Source organism: Ottowia caeni (assembly GCF_050821495.1).
GTDB classification, from domain to species: domain Bacteria; phylum Pseudomonadota; class Gammaproteobacteria; order Burkholderiales; family Burkholderiaceae_C; genus Ottowia; species Ottowia caeni.
This window is the reverse complement of record NZ_CP151080.1, coordinates 2,925,037-2,937,981: the sequence shown is the minus strand read 5'-3', so window position 1 is coordinate 2,937,981 and position 12,945 is coordinate 2,925,037. Positions and strand designations below refer to the sequence as shown.

General features: G+C 59.0%; 8 protein-coding genes. 4 read left to right on the top strand and 4 right to left on the bottom strand.

Annotated features, from left to right (window positions below):
* The first annotated feature begins 138 nt into the window (after nt 1-138).
* The 4 genes from hrpA to AAAK34_RS13885 all read left to right on the top strand — a co-directional run bounded on the left by hrpA (nt 139) and on the right by AAAK34_RS13885 (nt 8,090).
* Nucleotides 139-4,284, top strand: a complete 4,146-nt coding sequence (gene hrpA, locus AAAK34_RS13900) for an ATP-dependent RNA helicase HrpA (protein WP_231695874.1) — start codon at nt 139-141, stop codon at nt 4,282-4,284.
* 125 nt (nt 4,285-4,409) lie between these two features.
* Nucleotides 4,410-5,663, top strand: coding sequence for a serine hydrolase domain-containing protein (locus AAAK34_RS13895; RefSeq protein ID WP_231695875.1), 1,254 nt, complete (start codon nt 4,410-4,412; stop codon nt 5,661-5,663).
* Nucleotides 5,664-5,772: 109 nt separating this feature from the next.
* Complete coding sequence (locus AAAK34_RS13890) at nt 5,773-7,287, top strand: serine hydrolase (RefSeq protein ID WP_431777394.1); 1,515 nt, start codon at nt 5,773-5,775, stop codon at nt 7,285-7,287.
* Nucleotides 7,288-7,586: 299 nt separating this feature from the next.
* Nucleotides 7,587-8,090 carry a hypothetical protein gene (locus AAAK34_RS13885; protein WP_231695877.1) on the top strand — a complete coding sequence of 168 codons (504 nt, stop codon included), beginning with the start codon at nt 7,587-7,589 and terminating at the stop codon, nt 8,088-8,090.
* Nucleotides 8,091-8,369: 279 nt separating this feature from the next.
* Here AAAK34_RS13885 and AAAK34_RS13880 read toward each other — a convergent pair whose 3' ends face one another.
* The 4 genes from AAAK34_RS13880 to AAAK34_RS13865 form a co-directional block, all read right to left on the bottom strand.
* On the bottom strand, nt 8,370-9,329 hold the full coding sequence (locus tag AAAK34_RS13880) for a hypothetical protein (protein ID WP_231695878.1): 960 nt from the start codon (nt 9,327-9,329) through the stop codon (nt 8,370-8,372).
* 134 nt (nt 9,330-9,463) lie between these two features.
* Nucleotides 9,464-10,198 (bottom strand): ABC transporter ATP-binding protein, encoded by a 735-nt coding sequence (locus AAAK34_RS13875; protein WP_231695879.1) that lies wholly within the window; start codon nt 10,196-10,198, stop codon nt 9,464-9,466.
* Complete coding sequence (locus tag AAAK34_RS13870; RefSeq protein ID WP_231695880.1) at nt 10,191-11,393, bottom strand: FtsX-like permease family protein; 1,203 nt, start codon at nt 11,391-11,393, stop codon at nt 10,191-10,193. Before AAAK34_RS13870 ends, AAAK34_RS13875 begins: the two co-directional genes overlap by 8 nt.
* 5 nt (nt 11,394-11,398) lie before the next feature.
* Nucleotides 11,399-12,625, bottom strand: a complete 1,227-nt coding sequence (locus tag AAAK34_RS13865; protein WP_231695881.1) for an efflux RND transporter periplasmic adaptor subunit — start codon at nt 12,623-12,625, stop codon at nt 11,399-11,401.
* Nucleotides 12,626-12,945: the final 320 nt, after the last annotated feature.

Here is a 12,945-nt window from a genome sequence, read left to right as displayed (position 1 = left end):
CCTTCCCCTACGCCGGGCGCCCCCAGTGGGGGAAGGAGTGACGAGAAGCAGGCAGAAGAATTCAGACCTCATGCGAACGGACCAATAGCCGAGTGCTTTTGAGGTCATGCGCGCGCTGGCAGGATAATCCTAAGCCCCATGAATGATCCCCGCACGCCCTTGAAGATCGAATTTCCCCCCAATCTGCCTGTTTCCGAGCGGCGTGCCGAGATAGAAGCGACGCTGGCGCAGCATCAAGTCGTCATTGTTTGCGGTGAAACGGGATCGGGCAAGACCACGCAATTGCCCAAGATGGCACTGGCGATGGGGCGTGGCCGCATGAACGCGAGGCCGGGCGAGCGAGGTAGGCTGATCGGGCACACGCAGCCGCGCAGGATCGCCGCCAGCAGCGTCGCCAAACGCATTGCAGAAGAGTTGAACACCCCGCTGGGTGAGGTGGTCGGCTACAAGGTGCGCTTTCAGGATCGCTTGTCGCAAAATGCCTCGGTCAAGCTGATGACAGACGGTATTCTGCTGGCGGAAACGCAGACAGACCCACTGCTGAAGGCATACGACACACTGATCATTGATGAAGCCCATGAGCGCAGCCTGAACATCGATTTTCTGCTGGGCTACTTGAAGCAGATTTTGCCCAGGCGCCCGGACTTGAAGCTGGTTGTGACGTCTGCCACGATTGATGCGGACAGGTTCGCCAAGCACTTTGAAAGTGCGCGCGGCCCGGCGCCGGTGCTCATGGTGTCGGGCAGGACCTACCCTGTCGAACAGCGCTACCGGCCTTACGAAGAAAGCCGCGAATACGACCTGAACAATGCCATTGCAGATGCAGTCGACGAGCTTTGGACTGGCCGGCTAGTGGGCGATATTCTGGTTTTCCTGCCCGGTGAGCGCGAGATTCGTGAGGCCGCAGACCACCTGCGCAAGCATCTTTCACACCATGCCGGTACCCGTGGCGCGGAGGTGTTGCCCTTGTTTGCTCGTCTGTCGCAGGCCGAGCAAGACCGCGTATTTGACACGCATGGTGCGCCGCGTATTGTGCTGGCCACCAACGTGGCGGAAACATCCCTCACGGTGCCGGGCATTCGGTACGTGGTGGATGCCGGCACGGCGCGGGTTAAGCGCTACAGCTACCGTAGCAAAGTGGAGCAGTTGCTGGTGGAGCCCGTGAGCCAGGCGGCGGCCAACCAGCGCGCAGGCCGATGCGGCCGCGTGGCAGAGGGCATTTGCATTCGCCTGTACGACGAAAAGGATTTTGCTGGCCGCCCGCGCTTTACTGATCCGGAGATTCTGCGTAGTTCTCTGGCTGGTGTGATCTTGCGCATGAAGAGTCTGCACCTGCTGGGTGAGGGTGGACGGGTTGAGGATTTCCCATTTCTTGAGGCGCCCTCAGGCCGCGCCATTGCAGATGGCTATCAGCTGCTGAGTGAGCTGGGGGCAGTGGATGATTCGGGCGAGTTGACTCCCCTGGGTAGCGAGTTGGCCCGGCTGCCGCTTGATCCGCGTGTGGGCCGCATCATCATTGAGGGGCGCGAGCGCGGCGCTTTGAATGAGGTGTTGATCATCGCCTCTGCTCTGAGTGTGCAGGATGTGCGCGATCGGCCCATGGAAGCGCAAGCTCAAGCCGATCAGGCACATGCGAAGTTTGATGATGAGAAAAGCGAGTTCAGCGGTTACCTGAGGCTCTGGAAGTGGTTGCAGGACGCTCGGGGTGGGCACGCGGCCACTACACGCCGGGAGATGGTCGCTCAAGAAGCCAAGGCACCCCGCAAGCCGGCCAACGTGGCGGCGCTGCCAATTGCGCAGCGCGCGGCATTGGCGATGGAGGCTGCAAGACAGGCCTTGAACGAACCCAACGCTTCGTCACCCGAGGCGACTGCTTCGGTCAGGCAGGGCGGTCGTTCACCTCAGGTCAACGTGATGGGCCGTGATGGTGGGGCAGCTTCGCACAAACTAAGCAATCGCCAATACGAAAACCTGCTGCGCCAGAATTTCATCAGCGTGCGCCGCGTGCGCGAATGGCGAGACATTCACACCCAGCTTCACACGGTGGTGGCGGAGCATAAGTGGAAGGTGAACACGCAAGCAGCGGGCTATGAGGCACTGCATAAGTCCTTGCTATCCGGGCTGTTGGGTAACGTGGGTTGCAAGCTGGAGGATGAGGGCGGCGGCAATTCGGCAGAGTACCTGGGGGCGCGCAGCATCAAGTTTTTCCGGCACCCCGGCGCGCATTTAAGCAAGAAGCCCGGTCGCTGGATAGTGTGTGCCGAATTGGTGGAAACCACGCGCCTTTTTGGGCGAGGCATTGCCAACATTGAGCCGCAATGGCTGGAGGAAGTTGGTGGGCATCTTCTGAAAAAGCAGTTGCTGTCTCCTCACTGGGAGAAGAAGGCGCAAGATGTGATCGCGTTGGAAAGAGCCACGCTCTATGGTTTGCCGGTGTATGTTGGCAAGCGCGTGAGCTTTGGAAAGGTAGACCCGCATTCGGCCCGGGAGATTTTTATTCGCGAGGCTTTGGTGGGTGGTGAATGGCCTGAAGATTGGGCGCGCCGGCTTCCATTTTTGTCCGCCAATGAGAAAACCATTGCCAAGGTCGAAGAGCTGGAACACAAGAGCCGCCGCCAGGATGTTCTGGTTGACGATGAACTGATCTACGCGTTCTATGATCAGCAGGTTCCACAGGGGATCTGCAACGGACGAGATTTCGAGGCTTGGTGGCGCGATGCCAGCAAGGCGCGTCCGGAGCTGCTTCGCTTGACGCGCGAAGAATTGATGCGGCACGATGCCGCCGGCATTACGACCAGCGCCTTCCCAAAGGTTGTGCGAATGGGAGGTGTGGACTGCGCGGCCAACTATTTGCATGCGCCGGGCGATGCGAAAGACGGCATTACGGTCACGGTGCCGCTTTTCGTGCTGAACCAGGTGAGCGAGGAACGTGCTCAATGGCTGGTGCCGGGCATGCTGAAGGACAAAATTCAGGCGCTCCTGAAAAGTCTGCCTCAGAGGCCGCGCAGTCGCTTTGTGCCTTTGCCAGAGAGTGCAGCGCGCCTCAACGAATCACTGGGGGCGCCTGATGCGTTCGGGCACGGTGACTTGATAGACGCACTACTCAAGCAGGTAAGGGACATTACCAGCCTTCAGGTGGCGCGGACCGACTTCAAGGTCGACATGCTGCCGCCGCACATGTTCATGAACTTTGTGGTGGTCGACGAGCACGGGCGGCAGCTCGGGGCTGGCCGCAATCTGGCTGCCCTGAAGTCGGAGCTGGGCTCAAAGGCTCGTGGGGCGTTTCAGGCGTTGGCTGCGTTGAAGACCAAAACCGCCACACCAGCGGCAACTCCAGTCTCACCCTCGATGACGCCAGGGAGCGCAGGCAAATCCGCAGAGTCGGGCAAAGCGCGCGCGGTGCCCCCTAAGAACGAAGTTGATGAGAGAACATCCGGCCAGCGTTATACAGCGTGGACTTTCGGCGAGCTGCCTGAGTTGATGGAGATTCGCCGGAAAGGACAAACCCTGATTGGATTTCCCGCTTTAGTCGATGGCGGTGATTCCGTCACCATAGAAGTGTTTGACGAGCCAGAGGTGGCAGCGGCCAAGCATAGGGTCGGGTTGCGCCGCTTGCTGGCGCTGCAGATAAAGGAAGCGCTGAAGTATCTCGAAAAAAACATCCCAGATCTCCAGAAAATGGGGGTGGCCTATATGAGTCTGGGCACCTCAGAGGAATTGCGTCAGCAGATCATTGACGTGGCGCTGGACCGAGCCTTCCTGCAAGAGCCGTTACCGCAGGATGCCGAGAGCTTTGCGCGGCGCGTGGATGAGGGCAGGGGCCGGTTGACCTTGATTGCCAACGAAGTGGCGCGTTTGGCGGGGGTCGTCTTGACCGAATACGCAGCGGCAACCCGGAAGTTGAAAGACACCAGGAATGCCCCTGAAGCCGTGGCCGATGCCCAGCAGCAATTGCAGCGGCTCATTGGCAAGCGCTTTCTCCAGGAGACGCCGTGGGCGGCCTTGCAGCATCTGCCGCGCTACCTGAAGGCGATACAGCTTCGGATGGACAAGCTCCGCGCGGACCCGGTTCGAGACGCTCAGCGCATGGCCGAGGCGAGGGCGCAGGATCAGAAGTTCTGGCGCCTCGTGGCAGAGCGCAAAGGTGTGCAAGATGCGCGCCTGCAGGAGCTTCGCTGGCTCCTGGAAGAATTGCGTGTCAGCTTCTTTGCTCAGGAGCTTCGTACGCCTCAGCCCGTGAGCGTGAAGCGGTTGGAGAAAGTCTGGGGGCAGGTTCGGGGGTAATATTTGATGAGCGGATAATGCGGCCGGTCGAATATTCCTGCACTACAGAAATGCCTACCTTCATTAACTGTTTGAGTTCGATTTGGCAGCATAGAATCTGTCCATTCACTCAACTGAGAGTAAAAATGGACGCGATTCTGATCAAGCGGACGTGGCGGTTTGGCCTGCTGGCAAAAGTGCTCGCAACAAGCGTTTTTCTGGCCTCTTGCGGCGGGAGTTCAGACGAGCAGGGCGCTGGGGGGGCTACCGGAAATGCAGACCCGGCCACGCGCGCCAAGATCGAAACAGTTGCTCAGCAAGTGATCAAGGAGCACAAGCTGCGCTCGCTGATCATCCGCATCACCAAGGATGGTCAGGACGTCTATACCTCGGCTATGGGGGAGTCCATCACCGGAGTACCCGTCACGCCGCAAATGCACATTCGCAATGGGGCGTTCGCGTTTACCTACATTGGGCAAATATTCGCCAAACTGGTCGACGAAGGGGAATTGACCCTTGATCACAAAGTGGCGACATGGTGGCCTGAATTGCCGCGCGCCGATCAGGTCAGCGTAAAGAACCTGCTGAATATGACGTCCGGCTACGCTGACTATGTTTATCAGCCGGAATTGATTGCTGCCGTGTACGCGGATCCCTTTCGAGCGTTCACAACCGACGAATTGGTTGCCATAGGGGTTGCTGCACCTGCAAAGTTCGCGCCCGGCACGAATTGGCACTACTCCCACACCAACTATGCAATTCTGGGCAAGCTGCTAGAGAAGATCACTGGAAAGCCGCTTGATGAGGTGATGGAAAAATACATCATCAAACCGATGGGCTTGACGGACACCAGCAGCAACGGAAATACACCCGCCATACCAGAGCCGGTACTGCACAGTTTCTCTTCGGAGCGCAGAGATTACCTGCAGATACCGGCAGGTACTCCCTTCTACGAAGACGCCACCTTCTGGAATCCATCGTGGACGATTGCTAATGGTGCTGTGCAAACCACCACCATCTATGACCTGACCAAGTCAATGGAGATCGTGGGTTCAGGGGCTCAGGTTTCGCGCGAAATGTATGAGGAGCAAGTGCTCCCCAAGCTGATAGGTTTTGGCGATCCGAGCACTTGCGACGGGTGCCAACATCTGACGAAGGATATGTCGTACGGGCTGGGGGTCATGCTCACAGGAGAGTGGATTTCTCAGACAAAGAACTTCGCAGGATCAGGTGTGAGTAGCGGATACTTGCCCTCCAAGAAACTCACGATTTCAGTCTCCACCACATACCAGCCAGAAGCTTTTGATGACAAGGGTGAGTTCCGCAACGCCAGCGGCCCCATTCTCAGGAGCTTCATTGAGGTGGTGGCCCCTGATTCGGTCCCACGGATTATTCCGTGAGTTATTTGTTTTGATCTGCCTTCGCGACTGCCTCAGTGTCTTGCATTGACGCTGGAACTGCAGACAGATCACCTTGACATTACAGAGAACAAGAACCATGAATGCTTTCATGCATGATCGTCGTCGTTTCCTCGGCGGGGCGCTGGGTGCGCTGGTGGCCGGCTGCGGGGGAGGGGACGCAAACTCCGAAACCCCCGTTCCTGCTCAAAACATTGATCTTGCCTTGTCACAAATCGACAGGCTCACCACTGAGCTGATGGCGAGTTTGGGTGTTCCTGGCGTCGCTGTGGCGGTGGTGCGCGGCGAAGAAAAAATCTACTCCAAAGGATTCGGTAAGCGGGATTTACGCAGACCAGATCCTGTTGATGCTGATACGGTGTTCCAGCTGGCATCCATGTCGAAATCGCTCGGTGCCACGGTGGTCGCGCACGAGGTGGGGCGCAAGCAGGTTCGTTGGGATCAGCCGATGAGCGAGTTGCTGCCGTGGTTTGCTTTGTCAGACCCTCAGGCTAGCCGGCTTCTGACCGTGGGCGATTTGTACTCTCACCGATCCGGGTTGCCGGAGCATAGCGGCGATCACTTGGAAGACATGGGCTACAACCAGCGCGAGGTGTTGGAGCGGTTGCGCTATATGCCGCTTGACGGCTTCCGCACCAAGTATGCCTACACTAATTTTGGGCTGACGGCGGCAGGAGTTGGCGTGGCGGCCAAGGCGCAAACGGATTGGGCCACGCTGAACGAGAGGGTTCTTTACGAGCCTCTCGGTATGAGCCGCACCAGTTCGCGCTATGAAGATTTCACGAAGCGTGAAAACCGGGTGGTCGGCCATTGGAAGAAGAACGGGCAGTGGCAGGTCAATGCGCTTCAACGCATGCCTGATGCTCAGGCACCTGCGGCCAGCGTGACGTCTTCCGTGAACGATCTGGCCAAATGGCTTTCGCTGGTGCTGGGCCAAGGTGCTTTCAAGGGGCGGCGCATTGTGGATGCTGCAGCACTGGGGGAGGCTCTTTCGCCGCAGATGCAAACCTCTCCAGACCGGCCGAACAGTCATTATGGGTTTGGATTCAATGTGGGCTTGACTTCGGGTGGGCGCAGGCTCTATAGCCATTCGGGTGCATTTGAACTTGGCACCGGCACTGCATTCAACGTGTTACCTTCCGCTGGCTTGGGCATTGTTGTGTTGACCAATGGCTACCCGGTGGGATTGCCCGAGATTCTTTGTGCGCAGTTTATGGACCTGCTGGAGCACGGTGCCATTCAGCGGGACTACGTCTCACTGATTGGGTCGTACTTCGTGGGATTGAACGCGCCGCTGGGATCACTGGTGGGAGTATCACCGCCTGCATCGCCTGTTCCCTCGGGGCCGCTGTCTGCTTACGCCGGACAATACAACAATGATTTCTATGGTCCGGTGCAGGTGGATGTGGTTGGCAACTCTTTGCAATTGACCCTGGGCGCTTCACCGCTGCGGCTGCCCTTGCAGCACTGGGATGGAGCGGTCTTCACGTTCACTCTGGAGACCGAAAATGCGCCCCCTGGAACGATCTCCAAGGTGACGTTTGCTGATAACCGCGTAACACTCGAACTCTATGACAGCCAGGGGCTGGGAACGTTTGTGCGCTGAGCGAATGGAGATGGCGTGGACGTCGCTTCCTGTAGCCAAGTTGAGCGTCAGCGAGTGCGGCGGAACACGTTAGAGAAAACCGGTTTAACACTCGTAGGTTGGCGCTGAGCGCAGCGAAGCCCAACAGACAGCGCCACCTGTTTCACGCCCCATGTTGGGCATCGCTGCGCTCAGCGCCAACCTACGGCAGTGCGCGCACTTGCTCGAGGCACTCTGCCATTCAGCCTAGCCCGTTTCGGTGCTACGAGAGAGTCTCGATGTGTGCTCCAATGATTTTCATGTCGTAGGAGGGCCAAATTATGTCGACTCTGGTTTTCCGTGGTTCGGTGGCTGCAAGCCTCCTGACGGCTTTTTTGACTGGGATGCTGATATCAACTGCTCAGGCCGGTGAGGCATCAGGCACGCTGGTGCATCAGGCTCGGTCAGGGCCGATTGAAGTCAAGCCGAAGCACGCTTATCTGGTGGTTGGCCCTAATTTTGAGAATAAAACGGTACGCTTGCTGGTGCTGTCTGAAGCCGATATGACGGCAGCCATTAAAGGCTGTGATCGCCTGGGCTGCGTGGCGGGGGAGTTGATGGCTGGCACTACGGTGGAGTTTGATGCCGGCTCGCGGATGGGTTACTGGTTTGTGGCGAACGGGCAGCGGGTGCAACACTCGGACACTGCGCGGCCAGAAACCATGAACCTGTCCCAAAACACTCCGCAACGATTGGCTGGCCAGTGGTCACTGACCGGTGGTGTTGGTCCGACTGGAAGCGTGAAGTTTGACGCCACGCTGGTGAAGACTTTCAGCAAGCCGTGATGTAAGCTGCGGGTTTCGCTCTGGGTGTACCGCAGAGTGTCAATTGATCCGTTCTCATGATGTTTGCACCCGTGTTTTAGGAGCGGCTTCAGCCGCGAAGGGTTACCGTCATCAATGGCGTCATGTGCTCCGAAGGAAACCCATCGCGGCTGAAGCCGCTCCTACAAGGAAACCCGCTGGTTTCTACATGAACGCCGAGCGCCGATAGCGGCGTGGGAAGCTCTGAAGACGCTCCAAGGGGAGTAGGCACGTCCCTCATGGTCACGTCAATACGTTGAATCAATTGGACGGCTGACCAAGCAAGTTGAGGTAGTGGGCGCCGGCCTGTCCATAGACAAAATAGTGTGCGCCCACGGCAAGGGCTGCAAGCACCGCGGCAAAGACGATTGTCGACATCAGGTTTCCGGAGGCTGTTGCTGCCGGTAGGCCGCGTCGGATTTCGTGCTGAGCGCCCTGGATGCTGGTACTAGTGCCTATGTCAATCCGAGGGGGATGGTCATGAAAGGTGCCGGTGACCGTCACTTCTTCTCCAGGCAACAGCACCCGTTCCCGGTAGAACCAGCGACCCATGCGGAGCATCTTGAGGTAGTGCTCCGCCGAGTAGGCCTGTCCCTCGACGGCATCAAGATGTTGACGACCCGACCGGTTGATCAGGTGCAGTGGCACCGCAGAAAAATTCATCTCCGCGTCTGCCATTGAGAAGTTCACAATTTCAGGGGCCGTGGTCCACGATGTGCTGGCCAAGTGGCGTGCCGCCTCCTGGTTTTTTTCTTCGTCCTGAAAGGACACCTCGGGTATGAGATGGCGCGGGTTGGGAACCCCCTCCAGCTTAATGCTCCGCGCTTCGGTTACCAGTTCCATGAGCGCCAGATCCATGCCGCGAAAGCCCGGCGCGTTGGCGCCCGCCTGTCTGGCAGTATGCCGGGCGGATGCGCTGTACCAGTAAAAAAGTACTTCCCGGCCCGTCCAGGGTGCTCGCTTCAATACGTTTCCTTTCAGCCGCCCTCCCGCCAGAATCAACTGGCCATCTTTCCACTGCGACGGCGGTGTTTCCGGTGAGGATTTGCGTTTTATCGCCTGCCAAACGCCTTGAGCACTGCCAAGAGCAAGCGTGACCGCCAAAGTGAGCAGCACTGCGGTTATGCCTGCGAACGGTAGCGACAGCGCGTGCATGGCCTGTCTCTCAAAATACAGGGTTGCAGCAAAAACGATCGCCAGTACCAGTGCTGATGTCCACATGCGGGTTTCTCCGTGGCGGCTGGAAACGGGCCGGGATAACCCGGCGATGACGAAACTGTGCTGATGTTATCGAGACATCTTCATCGACGTATCAAGGGTAACCCGATGCCGACTTCTGTCACTGGCCCTGATCATCACCGCCCTGAGGCGGGGTTTGAGTCGAGAGCCGTGTCGCTCTCGATGTGGCCATCTACCAGCGTGATGGTTCGGTCGCACTGCTCAGACATTCGCGGGTCATGGGTGACCAGTAGAACTGCGCAGCCGAATTCTCGGTTGAATTTTCGGAAAAGCTCGAACACTTCGGCGGCAGACTTGCTGTCCAGGTTGCCGGTAGGTTCGTCGGCCAGGAGAAGAGCAGGGCGGGTCACCAGCGCCCGGGCGACAGCCACGCGCTGCTGCTGGCCACCAGAAAGCTGATCGGGCTTGCGTTTTTCGAGCCCTTTCAATCCTACTTGCCCCAGCAGGCTGTGTGCCCGCTCAAGATGTTCTTCGGTCGGTTTTCCGTGGGCCACCATGAGCGGCATGAGTACGTTTTCTAGGGCGGTAAAGGCTTGGATCAAGTGGTGAAACTGAAAGACGAAGCCAATGGCACTGCCTCGCAGTGCGGTTCGTCCGGCGTCTTCCATGTCCCGCGTCGGTTGCCCAAGCAGGAATAACTCGCCTGCAGTGGGTCGGTCGAGCAGGCCGATCAGGTTCAGCAGCGTGCTCTTGCCAGACCCTGATGCACCCACCAGAGCCGCGAAATCTCTGCGCTGAAGGCGCAGATCCAGCCCGTGCAACACTTCTACTTCGGTGGGCGTGCCAACGTTGTAGCTTTTGCGAAGCCCCTGCAAGCGTACGACCTCCTGGGTGGCATCGTGCTCAGACATGTCGAATGGCCTCCACCGGATCCAGTGAGGCGGCACGTCGTGCGGGTATGGCGGCAGCGATCACGCCAGTCAGCGTTGCCAGCACCGCAGCGTATAAGGCCAGCCACGGATCCAGCGGGATGTAGAACAGTTTGGGTCCGAAGGTATTGAATGCGGCGACCAGGCCATAGCCAGCGAGGACGCCCAGAACCGAGCCCGCCAGGCCGAAAAGTGCGCCTTGAATCAGGAACACCAGCAGCATCTGTTGCCACGTGGTTCCCATGGCGCGCAGTATGCCGATCTCTCGTGTTCGTTGAACTACGCTCACCGACAGCACGCTAGCGATGCCCAATGCCACACTCAGCGCCACGAATACGCTGATCATTTGTGTAGACAAGCTCTGAGAACGCAAGGCGTTCATCAACTGGGCGTTGGTTTCCATCCAGCTTTCGGCCTTGAGTCCGGTCAGGCGGGCGATACGACCGGCAATGGTCTGCGCCTCGAAAATGTTGTTGACCGTGACGTCGATCACCGTGGAGGCGCCGGGTAGGTTAAGTAGAGCCTGCGTCTGCTTCATGTCCAGGTAGACGTAGCGCGCGTCTAGCTCGCGGACCCCCAGTTCGAAGATGCCGGCTACGTTCACGACGCTTTCCCTCTCCTGGCCGCCGTCTAGCCGCAGCTTGTCGCCTACGCGCAAGCCGAGGTCGATGGCAAGCTGCTTGCCGATGACAGCGTCGCCGGCACCGATGCGGAATGCACCGGCGATGATGTCGTCCTGGATTGGAATGATGCGCTGATACCGTGGTGGATCAATACCCACCAGTGCCACAGATTGAATGGCCTCGCCGCGCCGTGCAAACGCAGGCCCCGAAATGATGGGTGACACTGCACGAACGTCGGGCAAAGTGTCCAACACATCTCGAACCTGCTGCCAGTTGTTGATGGAGCGCAGGCGTTGCGCCCGCTTGTCTTCAAGCAGCAACTGTGTGAACCCGGATGGCGGCGGCAAAATGCGGTTGAGTTCTTCGGTCGGTAGCACTCTGATGTGGGCCTGCGTGCCCAGTGTGCGGTCGATGATGTTGGCCTGCAGCCCGTTAATCAGGGTCGTGAGGAAGACGATGACCGCCACACCCACGGCTATGCCCACAAGAATCAGCGTACTCTGCGCTTTGCCTTCGCGCAGGAACCCGATGGCAATGGTTCGCTCAATCCACATGGGGGTCAGTTCAGCTTGGCTGGTAGTTCTCTGCGGGTGGATGGATCCGCCATACCAGCAGGCAGAGCGGTGGGCACCACACGCAAGCGAACGCGATCATCTTCGGCCACGGCAGCACGCCCGTTGGCCAATATTTTGTCGCCCACTTGCAAACCGGCCGTGACCTCGGTCTGGGCCATGCCACGCAGGCCAAGCTCCACCTGCCGCCGCGTGACGCGATCGTTGGCGACTACCCAAAGTAGTGCCTTGTTGCCCTCGGTGCTGATGAATGCATCGTTGGGCACAGCCATGGCCTGATCGCGGCGGCCTGTTTCAATGTTTACCGTGACCGTCATGTCCTGGCGCAGGAAGTCTGCCGGAGAAGACACTGCAAGGCGAATGTCGACGGTTCCACGCTGGGCGTCAACGCCGGGTGCGATAAAGCTGACCTTTGCCTGAAATGGCTGGGCAGGATAGGCATCGGTCACGCACATGGCTGGCTGCCCGATGGCGAGCACTTCCAGATTCTTTTCATCCAGCGGCACGCGCACTTCGGTGTCGCCCTCTTCAGCGATCTCAAACAATACACGGCCGGGCTGCACCAGATCGCCTGGTTCGGCGTTTCGTGTGAGCACGGTGCCGCCGACTTCGGCGCGGATGGTGGTCTTGGCCAATTGAGCCTGTGCGCTTGCCAGTCTGGCGCGGGCCGCAGTCTCGTTCGGATTGCCGGCCACCAGGGACTGGAGATTCAGTCGCGCTTGCTCAGCGGCGGCTCGCGCAACGGTTTCAGCCTGTATGGCCCGTTCCATTTCTTCCCGGGAGATGGCCTGCTGATCAAAGAGCGCGCGACGCCGCTGGACCTCGCGGCTGGCCTGCGCGGACTGAGCCTCGGCCTCGCGGAGTGCGGCCTGAGCCTGTGGCCGTGTCGATTGCTGAAGTTGAGCGAGCGCCGCTTGGGCTTCCCGCACGGTGGCTTCCAGGTCGTCGGCGCGCAGTACCACCAGAACGTCACCGGGTTTGACCACGTCACCTTCGCGCACGCGCCGCTCAACCACCACGCCTGTGACAGGGCTGCCTACCTGCGCGCGCGATACGGCGGTGACCCGTCCGGTCGCCACGACGGTCTGTACCAGCGGCCGCGCCGTGATTTCGTAGCCGGGCAGGGAAGGGCCGAGTGTTTTAAGTGTCAGGACCCATGCCAGGATGGCCAAGAACAATAAGGCAATGCCGACAAAAAGCGCGCGGCGTTTCATGAGGTTGAGAATCTTGAGCTGGCTGAGTGATCGCCATGGTAACTGAGCCTGGATTTGGATCCAGGCTGACGGCAGTGGCGTCTTGACTGTGTGCTTGACTCCCTCTCCTTTCGGGAGAGGGTGGGGGTGAGGGAGCGCTGTCCCGCGCTGTCCATTTTTTTATAACGCCGAGCGCTTCTATTGGACGTGCAGGCCACAAAACAATGCCAGTCGCAGATCAAGCGCCGCTGCCCTCACCCTGACATCTCCCGGAGGGAGAGGAGATGAGATGAGATGGGAGGAGAACCACGGCATTTTGCGCCAGCCTGTTTTGTCGTGGG

What these genes read in the sequence shown, in the direction of transcription:
- AAAK34_RS13885 (WP_231695877.1), top strand. Translation starts at nt 7,587, where the DNA reads ATGTCGACTCTGGTTTTCCGTGGTTCGGTGGCTGCAAGCCTCCTGACG.
- AAAK34_RS13875 (WP_231695879.1), bottom strand. Translation starts at nt 10,198, where the DNA reads ATGTCTGAGCACGATGCCACCCAGGAGGTCGTACGCTTGCAGGGGCTT.
- AAAK34_RS13870 (WP_231695880.1), bottom strand. Translation starts at nt 11,393, where the DNA reads ATGTGGATTGAGCGAACCATTGCCATCGGGTTCCTGCGCGAAGGCAAA.
- AAAK34_RS13890 (WP_431777394.1), top strand. Translation starts at nt 5,773, where the DNA reads ATGCATGATCGTCGTCGTTTCCTCGGCGGGGCGCTGGGTGCGCTGGTG.
- hrpA (WP_231695874.1), top strand. Translation starts at nt 139, where the DNA reads ATGAATGATCCCCGCACGCCCTTGAAGATCGAATTTCCCCCCAATCTG.
- AAAK34_RS13865 (WP_231695881.1), bottom strand. Translation starts at nt 12,625, where the DNA reads ATGAAACGCCGCGCGCTTTTTGTCGGCATTGCCTTATTGTTCTTGGCC.
- AAAK34_RS13895 (WP_231695875.1), top strand. Translation starts at nt 4,410, where the DNA reads ATGGACGCGATTCTGATCAAGCGGACGTGGCGGTTTGGCCTGCTGGCA.
- AAAK34_RS13880 (WP_231695878.1), bottom strand. Translation starts at nt 9,329, where the DNA reads ATGTGGACATCAGCACTGGTACTGGCGATCGTTTTTGCTGCAACCCTG.